This is a genomic window from Nonomuraea sp. NPDC048916, from assembly GCF_040649575.1.
GTDB lineage: Bacteria > Actinomycetota > Actinomycetes > Streptosporangiales > Streptosporangiaceae > Nonomuraea.
Genome location: NZ_JBEZFS010000030.1, coordinates 65,264 through 86,214, shown reverse-complemented (window position 1 = coordinate 86,214; position 20,951 = coordinate 65,264). Strand labels below are relative to the sequence as shown.

The 20,951-nt window shown below is 69.0% G+C and carries 25 protein-coding genes; 17 read left to right on the top strand and 8 right to left on the bottom strand.

The genetic code is table 11. The annotated features are described in order from the left end of the window. Window positions 1-504 precede the first annotated feature (504 nt). Together fmdA and AB0C16_RS28895 are read right to left on the bottom strand one after the other, a co-directional pair. Complete coding sequence (gene fmdA, locus AB0C16_RS28900; RefSeq protein WP_357687224.1) at window positions 505-1,752, bottom strand: formamidase; 1,248 nt, start codon at window positions 1,750-1,752, stop codon at window positions 505-507. Window positions 1,753-1,822: 70 nt separating this feature from the next. Further along, a complete protein-coding gene (locus tag AB0C16_RS28895; protein WP_357687235.1) occupies window positions 1,823-2,488 on the bottom strand; it encodes an AmiS/UreI family transporter in 666 nt (221 codons plus the stop codon). 834 nt (window positions 2,489-3,322) lie between these two features. Between AB0C16_RS28895 and AB0C16_RS28890 the strand changes: the two genes are divergently transcribed. Continuing rightward, window positions 3,323-4,174, top strand: a complete 852-nt coding sequence (locus AB0C16_RS28890; protein ID WP_357687222.1) for a DUF72 domain-containing protein — start codon at window positions 3,323-3,325, stop codon at window positions 4,172-4,174. 222 nt (window positions 4,175-4,396) lie between these two features. Here AB0C16_RS28890 and AB0C16_RS28885 read toward each other — a convergent pair whose 3' ends face one another. Continuing rightward, window positions 4,397-6,355, bottom strand: coding sequence for a C1 family peptidase (locus AB0C16_RS28885; protein ID WP_357687220.1), 1,959 nt, complete (start codon window positions 6,353-6,355; stop codon window positions 4,397-4,399). 231 nt (window positions 6,356-6,586) lie between these two features. Between AB0C16_RS28885 and AB0C16_RS28880 the strand changes: the two genes are divergently transcribed. Next, window positions 6,587-7,507: a hypothetical protein gene (locus AB0C16_RS28880; RefSeq protein WP_357687218.1), complete on the top strand. Its 921-nt coding sequence runs from the start codon at window positions 6,587-6,589 to the stop codon at window positions 7,505-7,507. A 10-nt stretch (window positions 7,508-7,517) separates the two neighbouring features. Here the strand turns inward: AB0C16_RS28880 and AB0C16_RS28875 are convergent, their stop codons facing one another. Further along, window positions 7,518-7,667 (bottom strand): hypothetical protein, encoded by a 150-nt coding sequence (locus AB0C16_RS28875; RefSeq protein WP_357687216.1) that lies wholly within the window; start codon window positions 7,665-7,667, stop codon window positions 7,518-7,520. A gap of 142 nt (window positions 7,668-7,809) precedes the next feature. Here AB0C16_RS28875 and AB0C16_RS28870 point away from each other — a divergent pair, with 142 nt between their 5' ends. Beyond that, window positions 7,810-9,597: an NAD(P)/FAD-dependent oxidoreductase gene (locus AB0C16_RS28870; RefSeq protein WP_357687214.1), complete on the top strand. Its 1,788-nt coding sequence runs from the start codon at window positions 7,810-7,812 to the stop codon at window positions 9,595-9,597. Window positions 9,598-9,619: 22 nt separating this feature from the next. Here the strand turns inward: AB0C16_RS28870 and AB0C16_RS28865 are convergent, their stop codons facing one another. Both AB0C16_RS28865 and AB0C16_RS28860 read right to left on the bottom strand, forming a co-directional pair. Next, entirely contained in the window at window positions 9,620-10,159 is a 540-nt protein-coding gene (locus tag AB0C16_RS28865; protein ID WP_357687212.1) for a GNAT family N-acetyltransferase, read from the bottom strand. Continuing rightward, window positions 10,156-10,521: a YciI family protein gene (locus AB0C16_RS28860; protein WP_357687210.1), complete on the bottom strand. Its 366-nt coding sequence runs from the start codon at window positions 10,519-10,521 to the stop codon at window positions 10,156-10,158. The genes AB0C16_RS28865 and AB0C16_RS28860 overlap by 4 nt, the downstream gene beginning before the upstream one ends. Window positions 10,522-10,644: 123 nt before the next feature. On the opposite strand from AB0C16_RS28860, the gene AB0C16_RS28855 reads away from it, so the two are divergent. Genes AB0C16_RS28855 through AB0C16_RS28845 form a run of 3 tightly spaced genes read left to right on the top strand, consistent with a single transcriptional unit; the run spans window position 10,645 to window position 13,632 of the window. Beyond that, the gene (locus tag AB0C16_RS28855) at window positions 10,645-10,953 is read left to right on the top strand and encodes a hypothetical protein (protein ID WP_357687209.1); all 309 of its coding nucleotides are present in this window, start codon (window positions 10,645-10,647) and stop codon (window positions 10,951-10,953) included. Then, window positions 10,950-12,059: an NlpC/P60 family protein gene (locus AB0C16_RS28850; RefSeq protein WP_357687207.1), complete on the top strand. Its 1,110-nt coding sequence runs from the start codon at window positions 10,950-10,952 to the stop codon at window positions 12,057-12,059. Before AB0C16_RS28855 ends, AB0C16_RS28850 begins: the two co-directional genes overlap by 4 nt. A gap of 34 nt (window positions 12,060-12,093) precedes the next feature. Then, a complete protein-coding gene (locus AB0C16_RS28845) occupies window positions 12,094-13,632 on the top strand; it encodes a ParB N-terminal domain-containing protein (protein WP_357687206.1) in 1,539 nt (512 codons plus the stop codon). Between the two features lie 89 nt (window positions 13,633-13,721). On the opposite strand, the gene AB0C16_RS28840 is transcribed toward AB0C16_RS28845, so the two are convergent. After that, window positions 13,722-14,189: a hypothetical protein gene (locus AB0C16_RS28840; protein WP_357687204.1), complete on the bottom strand. Its 468-nt coding sequence runs from the start codon at window positions 14,187-14,189 to the stop codon at window positions 13,722-13,724. 82 nt (window positions 14,190-14,271) lie between these two features. Between AB0C16_RS28840 and AB0C16_RS28835 the strand changes: the two genes are divergently transcribed. From AB0C16_RS28835 to AB0C16_RS28790, 10 genes are all read left to right on the top strand, one after another. Beyond that, entirely contained in the window at window positions 14,272-14,421 is a 150-nt protein-coding gene (locus tag AB0C16_RS28835) for a hypothetical protein (protein WP_357687202.1), read from the top strand. A 92-nt stretch (window positions 14,422-14,513) separates the two neighbouring features. Further along, complete coding sequence (locus AB0C16_RS28830; RefSeq protein WP_357687200.1) at window positions 14,514-15,731, top strand: SRPBCC family protein; 1,218 nt, start codon at window positions 14,514-14,516, stop codon at window positions 15,729-15,731. 53 nt (window positions 15,732-15,784) lie between these two features. Then, a complete protein-coding gene (gvpJ, locus tag AB0C16_RS28825; RefSeq protein WP_357687233.1) occupies window positions 15,785-16,192 on the top strand; it encodes a gas vesicle protein GvpJ in 408 nt (135 codons plus the stop codon). A gap of 1 nt (window position 16,193) precedes the next feature. Then, entirely contained in the window at window positions 16,194-16,997 is an 804-nt protein-coding gene (locus tag AB0C16_RS28820; protein ID WP_357687198.1) for a GvpL/GvpF family gas vesicle protein, read from the top strand. Between the two features lie 29 nt (window positions 16,998-17,026). Beyond that, entirely contained in the window at window positions 17,027-17,251 is a 225-nt protein-coding gene (locus tag AB0C16_RS28815) for a gas vesicle protein GvpG (RefSeq protein ID WP_357687197.1), read from the top strand. Between the two features lie 43 nt (window positions 17,252-17,294). Next, complete coding sequence (locus tag AB0C16_RS28810) at window positions 17,295-17,714, top strand: gas vesicle protein (protein ID WP_357687195.1); 420 nt, start codon at window positions 17,295-17,297, stop codon at window positions 17,712-17,714. Between the two features lie 8 nt (window positions 17,715-17,722). Beyond that, window positions 17,723-18,112 carry a gas vesicle protein gene (locus AB0C16_RS28805; RefSeq protein ID WP_357687231.1) on the top strand — a complete coding sequence of 130 codons (390 nt, stop codon included), beginning with the start codon at window positions 17,723-17,725 and terminating at the stop codon, window positions 18,110-18,112. After that, window positions 18,102-18,887: a GvpL/GvpF family gas vesicle protein gene (locus AB0C16_RS28800; RefSeq protein ID WP_357687193.1), complete on the top strand. Its 786-nt coding sequence runs from the start codon at window positions 18,102-18,104 to the stop codon at window positions 18,885-18,887. The genes AB0C16_RS28805 and AB0C16_RS28800 overlap by 11 nt, the downstream gene beginning before the upstream one ends. After that, the gene (locus AB0C16_RS28795) at window positions 18,874-19,116 is read left to right on the top strand and encodes a gas vesicle protein (RefSeq protein ID WP_357687191.1); all 243 of its coding nucleotides are present in this window, start codon (window positions 18,874-18,876) and stop codon (window positions 19,114-19,116) included. The genes AB0C16_RS28800 and AB0C16_RS28795 overlap by 14 nt, the downstream gene beginning before the upstream one ends. Further along, entirely contained in the window at window positions 19,097-19,432 is a 336-nt protein-coding gene (locus AB0C16_RS28790; protein WP_357687189.1) for a gas vesicle protein K, read from the top strand. Before AB0C16_RS28795 ends, AB0C16_RS28790 begins: the two co-directional genes overlap by 20 nt. Here AB0C16_RS28790 and AB0C16_RS28785 read toward each other — a convergent pair. Further along, a complete protein-coding gene (locus AB0C16_RS28785) occupies window positions 19,411-20,001 on the bottom strand; it encodes a dihydrofolate reductase family protein (protein WP_357687188.1) in 591 nt (196 codons plus the stop codon). The two genes, AB0C16_RS28790 and AB0C16_RS28785, sit on opposite strands and share 22 nt — an antisense overlap. 134 nt (window positions 20,002-20,135) lie before the next feature. On the opposite strand from AB0C16_RS28785, the gene AB0C16_RS28780 reads away from it, so the two are divergent. Next, window positions 20,136-20,942: an MBL fold metallo-hydrolase gene (locus AB0C16_RS28780; protein WP_357687186.1), complete on the top strand. Its 807-nt coding sequence runs from the start codon at window positions 20,136-20,138 to the stop codon at window positions 20,940-20,942. The last annotated feature ends 9 nt before the right edge of the window (window positions 20,943-20,951 follow it).

Sequence of the window (20,951 nt, the reverse complement as noted above, 5' to 3'; positions counted from 1 at the left end):
CTGCCCGCTACTGCCTGATCCGCTCCTACCTCGGCACCGCCCGCAACCACGGCGTCCACCCACTCGATGCTCTCCGTGACGCGCTGGCCGGGAACCCTTGGATGCCACCCCAAAACGCCTGATCAATCACAGGCCTGAATGGATACCGTGATTTGTCATACTCATGGGCCGTGTCGAGCGTTCGCCGGGTAGCCCGAAGCGCGGTCGGCCGGACCCCTTGGCGGGGGCGAACAGGGCTCGGACCTGGTGCGGAAGGGGATATAGGCGATCGGATCGCGCTCCGGCGGAACCGGGAAGATTTTAGTGATAGTTTTGCCAGAATTTTAGGCGCGCCCGTGAGAGCCGTGAAGCCGTGAAGTCCCGTAAGACCAGAAGTCCCGTACAGCCAGACGCCCTCTAATGAACGGCGAGACCCTGCCTGGATTTGTTCCAGGCAGGGTTTTGATTTCCGGCAACCGGCGGCGGGAGCCGGGTGACGGCTCGCGGGCCGTCATGCCGTGGCGATCAGGTCGTCACGGCGCACTGCCCGCGGTCCATCCTCACGGGTCCCTCCGCGTTCGGCCGCACGTCGAAGTCGAAGATCCCGGTGGGCAGGTAGAGCGAGCAGCATGCGTTGGGGATGTCGACGATTCCGCTGACACGCCCCTCGATCGGGGCCGACCCGAGGATCAGGTAGGCCTGTTCGCCGGTGTAGCCCCACCTCTTGAGATACTCGACGGCGTTGAGGCAGGCCCTGCGGTAGGCCACCGTCGCGTCGAGGTAGTAGTTGGTGTCGGTGTCGTGGTCGACCGAGACCCCGATGAACGAGAGGAACTCGGAATACCTGGGCTCGACGTTCCCCGGCATGAAGATCGGGTTGGTGGTGACGCCGTACTTCTCCATGCCGCCCTTGATGAGGTCGACGTGGAGGTCGATGTAACCGCCCATCTCGATAGCGCCGCAGAACGTGATCTCGCCGTCGCCCTGGCTGAAGTGCAGGTCACCTCCAGAGAGCTTCGCGTCCTTCACCAGAACCGGGTAGAAGACCCTGGCCCCTCGGGTGAAGTTCTTGATGTCCTGGTTGCCGCCGTTCTCCCGCGCCGGGACGGTGCGAGCGCCCTCGAAGGCGACCCGCTCCATGACATCGGAGCTCGCCATGCCGGCGATGGCGTTGTCGGCCACTGGCGGCAGTCCGAGCGGTGGTACGCGTTGCGGATCGGTGTCGATGAGCGCCTGCTCCCGGCGGTTCCAGGACGCGAGCAACTCGGGTGACGGCGCGGTGCCGACCAGCCCGGGGTGGGTGATGCCGGTGAACCGCACACCTGGGATGTGACGGGATGTGGCGGTCATTCCGTGGAAGTCCCAGATCGCCTTGTACGCATCAGGGAAGTAGTCAGTCAGGAATCCGCCGCCGTTCGCCTTGGCGAACACGCCGGTGTAACCCCAACCCTGTCCCGGCGCCTCCCCGATCTGCTGCGGAACGGGGCCGAGGTCGAGAATGTCGACGATCAGAAGATCGCCCGGTTCGGCTCCGTCCACCCCGATGGGGCCGCTCAGCACGTGCGCGACGGTCAGGTCGACGTCCCGTACGTCGTTCGCGGAGTCGTTGTTGCCGATCTGGGCGTCGGTCCATTCCCTGCATTCGATTCGGAATTCATCTCCGGGGCGCACCATGTCGGCCACGGGAATATCTGGATGCCAGCGGTTGTGGCCTGGTATTTTCTGATCACGCATAGACATCGACTGATCTATGCTGAATACGACCTTGGGCATGATGAGTGCCTTTCTTTGACAGTGGCGTCCTTTACCGGTCGCGACACCTCCTCTGCGTTCGCGGTGCTAGCTAGGTCCAGCGGGGGCGATGCCTCTGGTCGCGGGCGCCCATCGTCTCGTCGCCCGAACCCGGCGTCGCGGCGGTGGGTTCTCTCCGCCGTGTCAGCGGCCACAGTCCGATGAAGACCACCAGGCCGAACACGGCGAGGATGACGGCGTACAGGCCAGGGTTCTGCCAGTAGCCGGTGAGGATCAAGAACGCGGGGATCGCCGCCGTGACCCACCCCTGGATCGCCGTGACCCAGCCGGTGTATGTGGTGATCTGCTCACGCTTCAAGCCCAGCAGCAGGAAGAAGAGGAACCACAGGAAGGCCCAGTAAAGCCAGATGACGCCGAACGCCGGATCGCCCAGGAGCTGGAAGCTCGCGTACGAGTAGCCGAGCGCCATGATGGCCACGAACAGGGAGAAGTAGCCGACTCCCGTGGTGTCGAATCCGCCCAGCAGGTTGATCCCGACATAGAGATAGGTGAAACCGAAGAGATAGATGCCCGATGCGGTGAGGATCTCCGCCGGCCTGCCGGGATTGGAGATGATCAGCACGGTAGGCGTGATCACCTGCATGGCCCCGACGAAGAGGTTGAAGATGCCCGCCGCACGCGGGTCGATCTTCTTCAGGAGCATCATCCCGTTCAGGAAGAGCACGGCGCCGACGTAGAGTAGCCCGACGGCTCCCATCAGCAACGCACCTCCTTGTGCTCGTGATGGATGGTTTCCGATTGGCGGCATCGTCCACGCCGATCGATCGAGCCAGGCCACGAGAGACGACGCCGGTCAAGGCCGGTTGGCCAGAACCGGTCAGGGCTCGGTCAGGGCCGAGGCAGGCGCGACAGCGCCGGGTGCTGCGGCTGCCGGGGGCGCCGCGCGGAAGGCATGCTCGTGACGACCTCTGGCGACTCCCGGCCCTGCTCCTCCCGGGCGAGCGCGGTCGCCACGGCCGAGGGCACCTGGCTGAGGTGCGGCGAGGAGAAGACGCGCTGAGCTGGGAAGTGGCATACGGGACAGTCGGACACCGGCGTCGCGGTCCCCATGGGCAGGCGTATCTCGAATCGCCCGCAATCAGTGCAGTGATATTCGTAGGTTGCCATAGGCATCCCCGCCATAGGTCGGGCCCGTTATTTCTCCGGCCATTCGCAAAAGCACATTCCGATCACCGGTTTCTCGGGTGATTCGGGCCGCACTTTCAGACAATCCTCCGGGCCAACCCCGTGTCAAGGTCGGCGGCGACGCCGTAAAGCCGCCGAAAAATGCCGGTACCGAGCTGAAACGTGTCCGCAGCGCCATTCGACGTGGCCACATCTTTACGGCCGGCCGGAGGCGATTTCCCGATGACGCGTGAGAATTTCCGGACCTTTGAACCCTCTGGGAGTGAGCCGTCACCGAAGCTTTCCGGGGACGGTCCGCCCCGCTGTCCGGTGGCCGATCCCGGACGGGTGGCGGCTTCACCCCCGTCCGCGCCGCCCCCGGATTCGGGGTCGAACCTCTCGAAGGACCTTCGGTAGCGTCGGGGTCATGCGGCTTCATGTGGGATGCGCGATGTGGACTCACGCGTCGTGGCAGGGGCGTTTCCTGCCTCATCCGTTGCCTCCCGGCGAACGGTTGCGGTCTTACGCGACCTGGTGCAACGCGGTGGAGGGCAACACGACGTTCTACGCGACGCCGGCGAGGAGCACGGTGGAATCGTGGGCGCGGCAGAGCTCTCCCGACTTCCGGTTCGTGGTCAAGCTGCCCAAGCCGATCACGCACGAGCGTCGCCTGGCCGGCGCCGACGAGGAGCTCCGGTCGTTCCTGGAGACGATCGAGCCGCTCGGGCCGCGGGTCCACGCCCTCTGGGTCCAGTTGCCGGGATCGTTCGCTCCGGCCGATCTCGGCGCCCTGGCGGCCTTCCTTCACCGGCTTCCCCGTTCGCACAGCTATGCCGTCGAGGTCCGCCATCGCGCGTTCTTCGAGGACGAGCGTTCCGGACGGCTGCTCGAAGAGGTGCTCGCCCGGGCCGGAGCCGAGTGGATCCCGTTCGACACCACCGCCTTCTTCCAGAGCCCTCCGACCAGCGACGCCGAACGGGACGCGTGGACGAAGAAGCCACGCGTGCCGCGCCGGTCGTCCGCTCTGACGGACCGTCCGATCGTGCGTTATCTCGGCCGGGACGCCACGGCGCGCACGGTCGAGGGCTGGCAGCCCTGGGTCGGCACGGTCACCGAATGGCTGCGCGAAGGCCGCTCGCCGACCGTGTTCATCCATACCCCCGACAACGCCGACGCGCTGATGCTCGCCCGCCGTTTCCACGACGACGTGCGGAGCCGGCTGCCCGAGCTCGAACCCCTGCCCGAGCCCATGCCGGCCGAGCCGCTGTCCCTCTTCTGACCCGTCGGCTTCCGACCTGCCGGCTTCCGACCCGGGTAAGCCGTGCGAACCAGACACGCTCATCGACCAGCAGGCGAAGGTGGTGGTCGGCCGCGTGCGCGGCGCGAAGAACCAGAGCCGGGGCGACTCCACCAAGGAGCGCGCCACGACCTAGGCCGCCGCCGGCGGGATCGTCGCCGGCGGCGGCGCTGTGGTCCGGAACGTCTGCCTAGGAGATGCGCTCTAGGAGATGCGCTGGTAGAAGTTCTCCGGGCCGATGAGCTGGTCCTTGCCGAGAATGCGGAGCAGCACCGATGTCATCGTGGCCGTGTCCGCGTCGAAGGAGACGTGGGAGGCCGCGTCGCAGCGGCTGGTGAACGGCGTGAACGAGCGGGCGAACACCATGGTCCCGCGGTTGGCCGTGACCGCCGTCCGCAGTGCCTGGTCCGCGAACTTCTCCATGCCCAAGATCGGCACCTCGCCGCCGTCGCGCGCGCCCTCGAAGGCGCGGGAGACCAGGTAGAGGATCGACTTGCGGTAGATCGTGACCGCCCCCGCCCCGCACACGTCGTCGCGTTCCAGCGAGTCGCTCATCGCGAAGCTGGCGAACGACCGGATGCGGTTGCTCCGCATGAGCGGGAGGACCGTGGCCTTGAACTCGTCCACCCGGAGGGCGGGAGCCAGGTAGGTCAGGCTTTCGATGGGGATCGCCAGGTTGTCCAGCCGGGCGCACAGGGCGGCCAGGAAGTTCGAGCCCGCGCTGTGCCCGACCAGGTGGAGCTTCGTGTTCGGGTGCCGGCTCAGGTAGTCGCGCAACCGCAGGGCCGTGAGCGTGGCGCCGGGGTTGTCCGACCTGAGGGCATCCCACCGTACGGGCTCGGTCTGGTTCGCCGAGGCCGCGGCGGCGTTCTGCTTCATCTGCCGCCAGGCCCAGGTGAAGTTGACCCGGGCGAGGATCTCGACCGCGCGGTCGGCCGCCTCGGCGAAGTCGAAGCCGAGCCCGGCGGGGAGCCGTGCCCCGACCAGGTCGCCCAGCTGGTTGAGCAGCGTCTCCACCGGGCCGCTCTGCCAGGCGAACGACACCGGGTAGACGCCGTTCCTGAGCCACCAGCCGAGGTTCGCCTGCGCGATCGACAGCCCGCTGGCTTCGCTCGTCAGGCCGCCGTGCGCGTAGAACACGATCTGACGCGTCGTGTAGCCGGGCCGCTCGCGCTCCCAACGGGCGTGCTGGTCGGCCATGGCGGTGAACAGGCCGTCGATCTGCTGGGGTGAGCTGGCGAACCTGCCGCCGGTCGAGAGGCGGCCGTCGTTGCCGAGGTTCACGACGTGCTTGGAGAGCAGGAGCGGGTCCGGGCCCGGCGCCGACACCGTACGCTCGCCGCCGGCCCCTCCGGTGATCCGGGCGCCGGACGCGAGCGGGGTGCCGGGCACTCCGCGCCGGGCGGCCCAGGCGTCGTAGGCGGTCTCCTGCCAGTCCTCGTACGGGAGCGTGGCGTAGCCGCCCTTGCCCCAGGAGGTGCCCCAGGAGTTCTGCACGAGGAAGCCGACGTCGTTGTAGCCGACCAGCGCGTACGCGTGGCCGCCCAGTGGCTGGTGGCCGTCGCGGCGGCGGATGACGTGGATCTTGTCACCGTCGTGCTGCTCGACCTCGGGCGTGATCCACCCCTCGTGCACCAGGCCGGAGGCGCACACGGCGCCGAGCTCCGCGATCGCGGACTGCATGTCGTCCAGGTGCAGCGGCATGACACGGTAGTACGCGCCGATGGGGATTTTTCCGCATTCGGCCCGCACCCCGGCGTCGGTGAGATCCGGCGCCGGTGACGTGACCAGGTCGGGCCACGCCTGCTCCGGCAGCACGCCGTGGTGGTACCAGCCCTTGAGCGCGCCGCGCAGCGACGACCCCACGTCCTCCTCGCCGTCGAACTCGTCGTACCTCCGGGCCAGGTGGTAGAGCATGTACGGGCTGACGTGCCAGCCGCCGAGCCGGGTGTTGACGACGGCGGCGAGGGCGTGACCGGTGCAGGAGTTGCCCTGCTGCAGCATGACGTACCTGCCGTCGCGCTGGTCGAGCCGGTCGGGGAGTGTCCCCAGCATCGGCCGGTAGATGAGGTCGCGCTCGTCGAACGGGTCGGGCATCACGCCCGCGTCGAACGTGTCGACGCCCGGGATGTGGACCGTTCCAGGGGGAATCGTCGTGGCCATGCCGCCTCCTGCCTTTGCCGGTGTTGTGAAGCTAGAGGGCCAGGTGGCGGTGTGGCCCCAGGGGCGGGCTCGGGAATTCCCCTAACCCCGCGGAGCTCGCTCCCGGGTGGCCCGGTATGTCCGTGGTGCTGCTGTCGCAGGAGATAATTCTGTTCGTTCTGTTGCGGTAAACCCCGAGCACTCCTCGCGCATCGAACACGTAGCAGACCTTTGCGTTGGGAGAACCTCGAGATGCACAAGACCCTGGCCGCGATGACGCTCGGCGCCGGCGTGCTGCTGGCCGCCGCCCCGGCCGCGGCGGCCGTTCCCGCCGCCCGGGTCGCCACGGTTGCCGAGGTGTCGGCGCCGATCTCCGGGGCCGCCGTGTACGCCGTCCACCAGCGGGGTTACACGGTTTCGAAGTACGGGCCCGGCGCCGGTTCGACCGTGCTGGCCAGGCCGGGCGACAGCCCGCAGTTCGCCGCTTCGCCCGACGGGCGCAAGGTCGCCTGGATCACCGCCGGTGGGCTGCTGCGGGTGCGCGAGGGCGCCAAGGTCACCACCGCGGCCAGGGGGTTGCAGGGCGGCACCCCTTGCCTGTCTCCCGTCTGGTCGCCCGACTCGCGGCGGGTGGCGTACGTGCACGTCGGCCGGAATCCGGCGGGGTCGGTGAGCGCGGTCAACGCCGACGGCACGGGCGAGCGCGTGCTCGGGAGCACACGCGGCGTGTGTCACCTGGCCTGGTCGCCCGACGGGCGCTACCTCGCGGGCTATGCCGGCACCACCGAGGGCGTCTACCGGCTGGACGTGAAGACCGGGAAGGCGGCGAAGGTCAAGGGTGTCACGCTGGCCGGCCACGTGCAGAGCCTGTCACCCGGCGGCAGATACGTGGTCGTGCGGACGCTGCGGGCCAGTGACCCCGGCGGCGACGGGACGTGGCCGGAGTGGTTCACGCCGACGCTGGTCGACACGGTCACCGGGCGCAAGGTGCCGATCGGGGTGAAGGGCCGGCAGATCGGCGCCTTCCACCTGGCCGACGGGCGGCTGGTGGTCAGGGTGGCCGGCAGCGCCGGCAACACCCTGGTGGTGCTGGACAGGACGGGCCGCGTGGTGCAGCGCCTGTCCGAGCCGGTCGCGGCCAGGAACCAGGCGCTGCTACAGGTCCTGCGCTGACGGCGGCGGGTCAGTGGTGGTGCGGGCGGAACTTGTCGAGGAACCGCTTGGCCTTCTGCTGGTTCTGCGGGTCGTGGGCCATCCGCTTGGCCTTCTCGACGGCCTCCTTGCCTTGGGAACTGCCCAGATACGCGCGTACCCGATCGATGAGTCTGGTCATGTGCGCTCCCCTACCCAGGACGATGGCCTGAAAGCAACGGGCGGCACTTGTCGGATGTGATTCCCGAATGACATTCTGGAATTGCTGTGCAGCGGACGCCGCCCGGCATCCGGCAATCGTGGACACCACCTCCGGAGCACGCATGCCCGTCATCGACAAAGATGCCCTCCGCCGGAAATACCTCGAGGAACGCGACAAGCGTCTCCGTCCCGACGGCAACGACCAGTACCTCCAGGTCACCGGCCGGTTCGCGCACTACCTGGACGACCCGTACACCCCCAGGGTCGAGCGCGAGCCGAAGACCGACCACGTGACGGTCGCGTTCATCGGGGGCGGTTTCGCCGGGCTGGTCACCGGCGCGCGGCTCAGGGAGGCGGGCGTCGGCGACGTTCGCCTCATCGAGAAGGGCGGCGACTTCGGCGGCACCTGGTACTGGAACCGCTACCCGGGCGCGCAGTGCGACACGGCCTCGTTCGTGTACATGCCGCTGCTCGAAGAGACCGGCCACATGCCGACGGAGAAGTACGCGCACGCGCCCGAGATCCTCGAACACTGCCGGCGCATCGGCAAGCACTTCGGCCTGTACGACAACGCGCTGTTCCACACCGAGGTCCGGGACCTCGAATGGGACGAGGGCCGATCCCGCTGGATCGTCCGCACCAACCGGGGCGACGAGTTCACCGCCCAGTTCGTCGCCATGGGCACCGGCCCGCTGCACGTGCCCAAGCTGCCGGGAATCCCGGGAATCGAGTCGTTCGGGGGGCACTCGTTCCACACGAGCCGGTGGGACTACGACTACACGGGCGGCGATCCGTCGGGGGCGCCGATGGACCGGCTGGCCGGCAGACGGGTCGCCATCATCGGCACGGGCGCGACCGCCGTACAGTGCGTGCCGCATCTGGCGCGGGCCTGTGAGGAGCTGTACGTCTTCCAGCGCACGCCCTCCTCTGTGGACGTGCGCGACAACCGGCCGACCGATCCCGAGTGGTTCGCCGAGATCGCCACGCCGGGCTGGCAGCAGCGCTGGCTGGAGAGCTTCACCGCCAACCAGGCGGGCGGCCTGCCCGCGGAGGACCTGGTGATGGACGGCTGGACCGACATCGCCCGGCGGGTCCGCTCGAAGATCATGGCGCTACCGCCCGAGGACCGGAACGTGGCCAGGATGCTGGAGGCGTTCGAGGACTCCGACTTCGAGAAGATGGAGGAGATCCGGGCCCGCGTCGACTCCGTCGTCGAGGATCACGAGACCGCCCAGAAGCTGAAGGCCTGGTATCGCCAGTTGTGCAAACGGCCCTGCTTCCACGACGAGTACCTCCAGGCCTTCAACGTCCCCGGCACGCACCTGGTCGACACCGACGGCAAGGGCGTGGAGCGGATCACCGAGACCGGCGTGGTCGTCGCCGGCCGAGAATACGAGGTCGACTGCGTCATCTACGCCTCCGGCTTCGAGGTCGGCACCGAGCACACGCGGCGGACCGGCTACGACATGACCGGTCGCGGCGGCGTCAAGCTCTCCGAGCACTGGGCCGAGGGCATGCGGACCCTGCACGGCATCCACGTGCGTCATTTCCCGAACGCCTTCATCGTGCAGCCGACGCAGGGCGCCAACCTCATCTCCAACATCCCGCACAACCTCACGGAGGCCGGCCGGACGATCGCCGTGCTGGTCAGGCACGCGCTCGACCACGGGTTCGACGAGATCGAGGTCTCCGAGGAGGCCGAGAACGCCTGGGTCGAGCTGCTGCTGTCGGGGCCCGGGATGCTGCTGGGGTCGCCCGACTGCACGCCGGGCTATTACAACAACGAGGGCCAGGACCCGGGCCCGCGAGCGCGGCTCATGGTCGGCTACCCGCACGGAGCGATGGCGTACTTCAGCTACCTCGACGGGTGGCGCGCGTCCGGCGGGTTCGAGGGCCTCGAGTTCCGCTGATCATCGGCTCGTCATCGGCTCGTCATCCGCTCGGCCGGTCCACCCGGTAGAGGTAGTGGACGCGGTCGTCGAGCGGGTTGTCCGGCTCCAGGTCGCCCACGCCGATCCGGCGCAGCCCGGCCTTCTCCAGCGCCCGCCAGGACGGGCGGTTGGCCGCCGACACGGGCACCAGCACGCAGGTCGCGTCCGGAAGCTCGGACCAGGTGCGCTCGACGACCGAGCGGATCATGGTCGTCCCGAGACCCCGGCCGGCCTGCTCGGGATCGCCGATCAGGTAGTCGATGGTCACCGCGCCCTCGGGCACGTCGACGATGGCCGCCAACTCGGCCAGGTAGTCGGGGTAGTCGGCCAGCCGCGACCGCTGGACCAGGCCGAGCGGCCGGCCGTCGACCAGGGCGAGCAGGTCCTCGGACGGCTCCTCGCCCCTGGCCACGGGGCCGAAGTCGCGCTCCACGGCCTCCGCCGAGGTCTCGTGGTTCCACCATCGGGCCACGTGCGGCTGCCGGAGCCACCCTCTCAGCATGGGGAAGTCCCGCTCGTCCAGCCGCCGCCAGGTGATCATGGGTGGCGGTCCTCGGTCTCACCCTGGAAGGGGCGCACCTCGATCGGCAGGCGTGCCACCGCCCGGGCCATCTTGCGCCCCCATGCGAGCGCGGCGTCCAGGTCGGGGACGCTGATGACGGTGAAGCCGCCGATGTGCTCCTTGCCCTCGGTGTAGGGGCCGTCGGTCATGAGCACCTCGTCCTCCTGGAGCCGGAGCACGGTGGCCGTGCCCGGGGAGTGCAGCCCGCCTGAGAAGACCCACACGCCGGCCGCTCTCATCTCCTCGCCCAGGGCGTCGAGCTCCCGCATGATCGGCTCCAGGGCCTCGGGCGGCGGAGGGTCTCCGTCGGGCTGGTAGACGCTGAGCAGGTACTGCTTCATGAGGAATCCCTCCTTGTCGTCGATCGGGCACCACGCCGCCGTGATACTCCTCCTTTCTTGATCGCTGGGTGCTACCTTAAATGGGGCAATTGTTGTCTATGGGGCGTAGAGGATGAGGCTCTGGTGGCAGGCTTCGGTATCTACTTTGATGCCCTGAGTGGCTGCGCCGACAGGGCGTTGAGTATCTCCAACCAGTTCAAGAGCATGGCCGACGAGGCTCCTCCGGCTGTCAGCCTTTCCTGTTTCGGAACACTCGGCGGCAAGTCAGGCAAACTCGCCGCCGCCGTCGGCAAGCTGGAAGAGAAGATCGACGCCGAGGCCCGGCACGCCCAGAAGAACCTCAAAGGCGTCGAGGGAGCCCTGCACCAGGTAGTCACGAATATCAAGCGGGCGGATAACCCAGACAATCCGGACAATCGGGTGCAGACGTGAGCGATATCTGGGACACCTACCTCGCCCCCATCCGGCGCATCATCGATGACCTGACCGCCGACCAGGGCGAGATCGCGAAGATCTCGAAGCGCTGGCGGACGTTGGCGACCGACGTGACCGCCCACACCGGTGCCCTCAAGCGTGCGGTCAACACGGTGGACGACGCCTGGAATGGCGGCGCCGCCGAAAACTTCACCACCTATATGGCGAAATATCCCCAGTACGGTACGCAGCTGAGCAATGCCTTGACCAGCAGTGCCGACAAGATCGACGCCGCGGGTAACGCGTTGGAGAGCGCCAGGCGTGACGTCCAGACGATCTACGACGAGAAGCGCACCTGGCTGGACGAGCAGCGCAAGAAGTCCGACACCTCGATCCCGATGTCGCTCATCAGATCCCAGGTGCAGGACGCCCTGGGGCGGGCCGCCGGGCCGAAACAGCGGGCGATCGACGCCGTCGACGCGGCCACCACCGAAATCGACAAGCACGCCGGCGACGTCAAGTTCTTCACCGCCATCCCCGCCCCCGGTGACCAGGACTTCTATCCGAAGAACAATCCCCAGCTGCACTGGATCGTGGACCCGAAGTTCAAGGAGAGGGGCACCACCCAACTGGCAGGGGACAACGGCAACGGCGCGCAGAACGGCGGAGGCGGCGGCTCGGGCAGCCGCACCTACCGGCCGGAGGAGATCCAGGTGCCGGCGAACGCCAAGGATCTCGCCAAGAACCCCGAAGCCCAGAAGATCCTCGACTACGCGCTCGCGCAACTCGGCGACCCCTACGTGTGGGGCGCGGAGGGCCCGAACAGCTTCGACTGCTCCGGCCTGACGCTCCGCGCGTACGAGGCGGCCGGGATCGACCTCCCCCGGGTCGCCCAGGACCAGTGGCTGCATGGACCACGCATCCCCGATGGCGACGTCCAGGCCGGAGACCTCATCTTCTTCGACAACGACGGAGACGGCACCGCCGACCACGTCGGCATCGTGCTCGATCCGGAGAAGCAGACGATGATCCACGCCCCCAACTCGACCACCGTGGTCAAGATCTCGGACTACGGCAACTACGGATCCCCACGGCTGGGCTTCACCCGGCCGGGAAACAGCTGACGGCCCGCACACCTCATGCCAACGGACGGGGACGATGCAGGTACATGAGGCGTCGCTGGTCCGAGCCTCCAGGGGGCTGGGGGAGTCGGCCGAGCTGTTCGGCCGGCACACCGAGGCTCTGCTGGCAGCCACCGCCGGCGGCACCCGCTCGCCCTGGGGCATCGGCGTCATCGGCATCGTCATGGACCAGGTCAACGAACTGCTCGGCGACGCCTGCGGACACCTGCGGACCAACCTCGGCGCGAGCGGCGCGGGCTTCCAGGCGATGGCCGACCGCCACGCCGCCGCCCAGCACGCCGCGTTGGTCGCCGTCTCGGCCCTAGGGACGACCTCGCTCGCGGGCCCGACGTCGCTCGCGGGCCCGACGTCGCTCGCGGGCCCGACCTCGTTCGCGGGCCCGACGTCGGCCGCGGGCCCGACGTCGCTCGCAGGGACGACGTCGGTCGCGGGGACGGCCACCTCGACCCTGCCCTCCGCGGTCGAGGCCCCACCAGGCTCGCCCGCCTTCCCGGCCGGCGGGACGGGGCGCGGTGAGGAAGACGTGGCCGGAGTGGCCGTCCCCGCGACCAGCGGCGGCGAGGACCGCGGGCTGATGCTCCCGCCCGCGCTGGAGACCGCCTTCGCGATGCTGGGTGTCCCGTGGCCCACCGAGGACGAGGTCCGGCTGCGCGAGTGCGCCGCGGCCTACCGGGCCTGCGGGCACTCCCTCACCACCGATGTCATCCCCCTCGCCCATTACGCCATCGGGCACGCCACCACGAACAACGCCGGGGACGACATCACGGCGGCCACCGCCTTCTGGACCGACTACCAGCATCAGGGCGACGACTCCGGGCACCTGCCCAGCCTCGCCACCACCCTGCACGCGCTGGCCGACCTCCATGACGTGTCCGCCACCGTCGTCGAGGTCGTCAAACGGACCTTCCTGGTGCTGGCGGGCCTCATGGCCGCCGTCCTCGTGGCCGCCGCCTTCGCCGGGGGCGTCGCGCTGCTGAACATCCGGGTGGTCATCGCCGGTCTCCGGGGCATCGCCCAGCGCTGCCTGGCCGTCTTCCGGCACGGAATCGAACGGTTCCTCGGCAACGCCCTGGTCCGGGGCGTGGAAACGCGCCTCCGCCGCATCCTCCGCGCCCGCCGCCCCGCCGCCGGGAAACCGGCGCCACCGGTCGTGGTGCCACCTCAAGCCGCGAAGGCCGCACCGGCCCAGGCGGCGAAGGCGGCGCCGCAGGATGTTCGGAAGGCTTCGCCGTACGACCTCGAACCCACCGACCCGCCCGCGAGCGAGTACGGCCAGAAGAACATCGTGATCCTCCGGGAGAGCATGCGGAAAGACGGGTACAAAGGCCGGCCGATCGCCGTGGTGTCACACGAGGGGAGGATGTTCGTCGTCGACGGCAATCACCGGCTGCGAGCGGCAGAGGGTGTGCTGGACGAGATCCCGTACCGGGAGGTCGAACTTCCCTACCTGGGCTACCGGAATATCCGCGACGTGCTTGAGGGATGGGATCTGAGCAAGCGCATGCTTCCAGACTGGATGGCGCAGCGGGCCGCCCGCCGCCCGGGCGGCGACTGAACCGGCAGGAGATCGAGTCGCGTTGGCGGCCGCCGCCGGAACCGCGCCGGCACCGCCCCGTTCCCGGCCTGCTCGCCGACCTGGATCCTTCAGAAGAACCGGGAGAGGCTGAACCTGCGGACGGTCAGGGGAACGGTGCACCGGCTGATCACCCGGATCTTCCGGATGCGGGTCTTGTGGTTGATGGTGACCTTCACGCACTTCATCCGGACCTGGTGATGGCCGGGGAGCGCGTAGTAGGAGATGATGACGCTGCGGCGGCCGAGCCCGCGGTCGGAGAGCCCGAGTCCCACCTCCCGGTAGAGCCGCCATGAGCCCTTGAGGGTGAACGCGGTGGAGCCGATGATCGCGTGGTTCGCCTCGGTAGGGCAGTGCACGAAGATCCGGACGACGTCGTTCTGGCGAGGCCACTCCGGGAGGACCCGCAGCGAGGTGAGCTTCTTCCAGTCGTCCTTAGGCTGATCGTCGGTGGTCGGCGGGTCGGTGCGTGCCCCGGCCGCCTGGCCCGGGCCCATCACCAGAGCGGCGACCAGTGCCATTCCCAAGAAGGCACGCATCTCTTCCTCCTGACGGACGGACGCCCAAGCATCGGCGGTGTGCTCGCGCGGAGCGGCGGAAACGCCGGTGACGATGGCGGCCGTGGACGAGGACACCCGTTCTGAACAGGCCGTTCGTCTCATTATGTCGATCAAGCGGCGATGGGGGGTGTGCCACGCCGAAGCGCTCCGGCGGCCGCAAATCACCGGTTTCTCTCGCGCCAATTCTGTCCTACTTTTCGCCGATATTTGATTCTTTGTCGCGCTCAGGGGGAAGTCGGGGGAGACCGGCGCAGCGGCAAATGCGGTTGTCCCACGGATCGGCCGCTCACGGAGGTGAGGCAGGTGGCTGAAGAAACAGCGGGAGCCGGACGGCTCAAGGAAGCGGTGCGGCGAACCGGTCAGGAAGCGGCCGGGAAGGCCGCGGAAACGGCCGAGACGGTCAAGGACACCGGCCAGGGAGTCGCCGGGTCGGTTCAGGACGTCGGCCAAGGGCTCGCCGCCGGCCTGCCGACGGACCGGCTCAAGCAGGAAGTTCGGAACCTGCTCCAGGCGGCGGGCCAGCGGATGCTCAGCTCCGCCGGAGACAGGATCGAGGGGCTCACCGGACGGTTGACCGACTACGCCGAGGGCGGCGGGAAGGGCCTGCTCGGCGCGGTGGCCGGTTCGGCGGGGTCCGGCGGCGTGGTGGGCGGCGCCCTGAAAGGCGGGGTCAAAGGCGCGCTGAAAGGGCTGTTCAGTGGCAAGGGGGGCAAAGGCGGGAAGGGCGGCCACGAGAAGGTCACCAACATCGTGGAAACGATCGACGTCGGCGCCCCCCGACACCTGGTCTACAACCAGTGGACCATGTTCCAGGACTTCCCGACCTTCATGAAGAAGGTCGAGAACGTCAAGCAGGACTCCGACGAGGAGCTCAGCTGGAAGGCGCAGATCTTCTGGTCGCACCGGAGCTGGAAGGCGCACATCATCGAGCAGATCCCGGACCAGCGCATCATCTGGCGATCCGAGGGCCCGAAGGGGCATGTCGACGGGGCTGTGACGTTCCACGAGGCCACTCCTGATCTCACCAAGATCCTGGTGGTGCTGGAGTACCACCCGCAGGGCCTGTTCGAGCGCACCGGCAACCTGTGGCGGGCCCAGGGGCGACGGGTACGGCTCGAACTCAAGCACTTCAGGCGGCACGTGATGTCGCATCTCCTGTTGCACCCGGACCAGGTGGGCGAGGGCTGGCGGGGGGAGATCCGCGACAGCGAGGTCGTCAAGGACCACGAAACGGCCCTGCGGGAGGAAAAGGAGGCCGAGGGCACGGAGGAAGAGCGGCCCGAAGAGGACCGTGAGCCCGAGGCGGCCACTCCGGAGGGCGAAGAGGCCGCTGAGGGGTTCGAGGAAGAAGAGGAAGAGCCGGAACGGCCAGAGCCGGAACGGCCAGAGCCGGAACAGGCGGAACTGGAAGAGGAAGAAGAGGAGCCCGAGCGGAGGCCCGCGAGCGCGCGCCGCTCCGAGAGGGGAAGCACTCGCCAGCGGGAACGCCCGGTCCGGCGGCGCAACACCCGCGCCGAGTAGGACCCGGCCGGTGGAAGACCCGGCCGGCGATCACCAGGGGACACGACATGACCATGCAACCCGCGAATCGCGGAACGGCGGCCGGCGGTGGTTCCGCGACGGCCCTGGCGGACGTCATCGACACCATTCTCGACAAGGGCCTGGTCATCGACGCCTTCGTCCGCGTCTCGCTGGTCGGCATCGAGGTGCTGACGATCGACGCGCGGATCGTCGTGGCCAGCGTCGACACCTACCTGCGCTTCGCGGAGGCGGTCAACCGGCTGGACCTTTCGGAGACGGGCGAGAAGGGGCTGCCGGAGCTCGTCAAGGACGTCAAGCAGGGGCGGGCCGTGGAGCAGGGCAAGGAGACGGTGCAGGGGACGTTGGAGGCGGCTGGCGAGAAGCTGGAGGACCTCGTGGCCGGCACCTCCACCGAGCGTGAAGACAAGCCACGCCGTGCGCACCGGCGAGAGGAGGAGTGAGGTGTCTCGACGCATGCGGTCCGCCGAAGCTCAGGAGGCCGATGCCGACGCGAGCGGCAACGGCGTCGGATCCTACGTGTACGGGATCGTACCCGGCGATGTGGAGGTGACCCCGGGCACCCAGGGGGTGGGAGACCCGCCCGGACAGGTGGAGCTGCTGACCTATCGCGAGATCGGCGCCCTGGTGAGTGACGTGCGGGTGGACCGCCCGCTGGGCAGGCCGAAGGATCTCCAGAGGCACGCGGAGCTGCTGGACGATACCGCGGCCGAGGTGCCCGTGCTGCCGCTGCGCTTCGGCGCGGTGCTCACGAGCCCCGAAGCGGTGGTCGAGGAGCTGCTGACCCCCTACCACGACGAGTTCCGGGACGCTCTGGAGGAGCTGGAGGGACGGGCGGAGTACGTGGTCAAGGCCAGGTACGTCGAGCGGGCGATCCTGCTGGAGGTGCTCAACGCGAACAAGGAGGCGGCCCGGCTCAGGAAGGAGATCCACGGCCGTCCCGAGGAGCTGACCCGGAACGCCCGGATGCGGCTCGGGGAGATCATCGAACAGATGATCGCGGCCAAGCGCGAGCTGGACACCGACACACTGCTCGACGAGGTCGAGCATCTGTGCGAGGCGGTGGCCATCCGCGAACCCACGCATGAGCGCGACGCCGCGCACGTCGCCCTGCTCATGGAGAGCAGCCGCCAGGCCGAGCTCGAACAGGTCCTGGACGAGCTGGCCGGCGAATGGGCGGGACGCGTCGAGCTCCGTCTCCTCGGCCCGCTGGCGCCGTACGACTTCGTGGCGACCACCGCGGAGTGAAGGGTGACGAGCGGGAGGAGTGAGATCTGATGGGATTGGGGACGCTGCTGTTTGGCTGGCCGCTCGCGCCGGTCTACGGGGTTGTCAAGCTGGGCGAACTCCTGCGTGACCAGGTCGAACGCGAGCTCCACGACCCGGCGGCGGTTCGGCGCCGCCTGGAGGAGGTGGAGGAGGCCAGGGCCGCCGGCCGGATCTCCGAGGAGGAGGAGACCCGGGCGGTGGACGAGATTCTGCGGGGGATGCTCGGTCAGTGAGGCCCCAAGCGGTGCCGCACTCGGGGGAAGCGGGGGTGATTTCGTGCCTGTCAGGCATGGAACCAAGCACGACGACAGGACGGACGACCACGTCGAGGAAGAGGACGTTGAGGAAGAGGACGTTGAGGAAGCGGACGTTGAGGAAGCGGACGTTGAGGAAGAGGACGCCGAGGAGCCGCGAAAGCGGTCGCGGGAGCTGTCGGCCGCCGACGCCGGCGCGGTCGGGCTGAGCCAGATCAGCAAGTTGACCGGCAAGGACGCCGAAGGAGTCACCCTGGTGGAGCCGACCGACGACGGATGGCTGGTCGGGGTGGAGATCGTCGAAGACCGGCGGATCCCGTCGTCCGGAGACATCCTCGCCCTGTACGAGGCCGAATTCGACATGGAGGGCGACCTGCTGGCCTACCGCCGGGTACGCCGCTACAAGCGGGGGAGCAGCGACGTCGGCGAGGGCGCCCAGTGACCGCCCCGATGAGGTCGAGCCCCTACCTGCGTCAGTCCTCCATTCCGGGCACTCCCGGCGGGCGGGAGTCGGCCAACCTCGGCGACATCCTGGAACGCGTGCTCGACCGGGGCGTGGTGATCGCGGGCGACATCCGGGTCAACCTGCTCGACATCGAGCTGCTGACCATCAAGCTGCGCCTGTTGATCGCCTCGGTCGACACGGCTCGCGAGATGGGGATCGACTGGTGGGAGCACGATCCGTGGCTCACCGGCGGCGACCGCGAGCTGGCCGACGAGAACCGCAGGTTGCGCCGGCGGCTCTCGGCGCTGGAGGAGACGCTGGCCCTGCGCAGCGGGGAGGGCCGGGGCGGGCGGGTCCGCGAGCGTTCGCCGGAGGCGGCCGAGCATGCCGAGTGACGAGGGCGTCTACCTCTACGCGGTCACGCGTGACGAAGACCACGCCTGTCCGGAGGGCCTGACCGGCGTGTCGGGCCTGCCGGTGCGCTCTCTCGCGCACCGGGGTCTCGTCGCTCTCTACAGCCTGGTCTCGCTGGACGAGTTCGGCGAGGAGCGGCTGCGGCGCTCGATGGAGGATCTGACCTGGCTGGAGGAGACCGCCCGCGGCCACCACCAGGTGGTGGAGGCCGTCGCGCGGGTGCTTCCCACGGCCCCGGTCCGGCTGGTGACCGTCTACCACGGCGAAGACCAGCTCCGTCACCTGCTCGACGAGCGGCATGACGGGTTCGTCGCGGTGCTCTCCCGCGTCGCGGGCCGGTCCGAGTGGGCGGTGAAGGCGTACGCCGAGCCGGACGAGAGCGCGCCCGCGGACGAGAGCGGTCCGGAGGACGACCGGCCGGGGCTGGCCTACCTGAAACGCCGCCGGGCGGGCCTGCGCGGCCGGGAGGCGGCGTGGCGGCGGGCGGCCGCGCGGGCCGAGGCCGTGCACGAGGCCCTGATGGCCGTCGCCGTCGAGGGCCGGCTCCATCGTGCCCAGGATCCCCAGCTCTCCGGCCGCGAGGAGCAGATGGTGCTCAACGGCGCCTACCTCGTGGACGAGGATCGTGCCGACGAGTTCGCCCGCGTGCTCGGCGGCCTCGACGGCGACGGTGTCACCGTGGAGCTGGTCGGCCCCTGGGCGCCCTACTCGTTCACGGCGCTGGAGGGTGAGGCGGCGCGCGGTGCCGCTCCCTGAGCCGCGGGGCGGGCGCCTCGCCGCCCAGGGCCGCCTGCCCGTCGAACGGGTGGCGCTCGTCGACCTGCTGGACCGCATGCTGGCGTGCGGGGTGGTCGTGACGGGCGATGTGGTCCTGTCCATTTCCGGCATCGATCTCGTACGGATCTCGCTGCGCGCGCTGCTCGTGTCCGTACGGGAGACCGACGCGATCGACGGAGGGATGCGCCATGACGGCGTCGAGGAGTGAGCGGCGCGGCTCGAAGCCGGGTGAGTGGCGGCTGGAGACCGACGCCGACTCCGTGGAGCGTGATCTCAGCCGCCTCGTGCTCACCCTCGTCGAGCTCGTCCGTCAGTTGGTGGAGCGCCAGTGTGTGCGCCGGATGGACCAGGGCGACCTGAGCCCCGAGCAACTCGAAGCGGTCGGGTTGACCCTGATGCGCCTGGAGGAGGCCATGACCGAGTTGTGCGAGCGGTTCGACCTGTCGCCGTCGGATCTCAACCTCGACCTCGGACCGCTCGGCACCCTCCTCCCGGCGGCCGATCAGCCGCCGGCCGCCTGGTAGGTCGCGATCAGCACCCCGGTGGTCGTCGGCTTGCAGTCGACGAGCCGGAACGCGGCCGGAGCGAGGCCGGCCTCGAACATCCGGCGCCCGGAGCCGAGCGACAACGGGTGGATCAGCAGCACGTACTGGTCGATCAGGTCGTGCCGCGTCAATGACCGGATCAGTTCCCCGCTGCCCAGGATCACGAGGTCGTCGCCCGGTTCCTCCTTGAGCCGGGCCACGGCCTCCACCGCGTCACCCTTGAGCAGCGTGGAGTTGACCCACGGCAGCGGCTCGCGCAGCGTCGTCGACGCCACGTACTTGCGCATGCGGTTGAGCACCGCCGTGAAGGGGTTGGGCTCGGGCTGGTTCGGCCACACGGCGGCGAAGTCCTCGTACGTCCGCCGCCCGAACAGCAGGGCGCCCGACCGGGACATCCCCTCGCCCGCCACCTGTCCCATGACCGGGTCGTTGTACGGCTGCGCCCAGCCGCCGTGCTCGAACCCGTCACGCGGGTCCTCGTCCGGCCGTCCGGGCGCCTGCATGACGCCGTCCAAGGTCACGCTGTTGAACACGCTGATCTTCCGCATGATCGGGGTCCTTTCCGTTCCGGGGCGCCCACCTGGAGGGCGCTCACCCTCTGTACGAACGGACCCTGGCCGGATCGACACGGGATGCGTGGATTCGTTCAGGAGTGATCGACTAATCAGTAAGGTTTCGTGCCATGAACGAGCAGTGGCAGGAGGTCGGCGACCGGGTCTACGTCCGCCGGCACGAGTCGTTCGACCTGAACGTGGGCCTGGTCGTGGGCGACGGGCACTGCCTGGTCGTCGACACCCGCATGTCCCACCGTGAGGCCGCCGACCTGATCGAGGCCATCAGGAGGATCACGAGCAGCCCCTGGACGGTCGTCAACACCCATTCCCACTTCGACCACTTCTTCGGCAACGCCCTGTTCCGTCCCGCCGAGATCTGGGGCCACGTCAGGTGCGTCGAGGAGATCGAGCTGTACGGCGAGCAGCAGCGGGCCAACGTGACCGGCTTCCTGCCGCCGGAGCGCCGCGAGGAGGTGGAGGAGGTGGAGATCGTGCCACCCGACCACACCTTCGCCACCGGGGCCACGCTCGACATCGGCGGCCGGGCCGTGCGGCTGCGCCACTTCGGGCTCGGCCACAGCAGCAACGACGTCGTCACGCAGGTGCCCGACGCCGGAGTGGTGTTCGTCGGTGACCTGGTCGAAGAGGGGGCGCCTCCGGCGTTCGGCGACTCGTACCCGCTGGACTGGCCCGCCACGACCGCCGCGATGCTGGCCGAGCTGCCCGACCAGGTGATCGTGCCCGGTCATGGCGCCGTGGTCGGCCGGACGTTCGTGGAGAGCCAGCGCGCCGACCTCGTCGCCTCGGCCGAGCTGGCGAGGCGGGCACACGTGGAGGGGTTGCGCGACCTGATCGGCCGCTTCCCCTACCCGGAGGACGTCACCCGGAAGCTCATCGAGCGCGCCTTCCTGCAACTCGACGGTCTCCCGGGCTGACCCGATCCC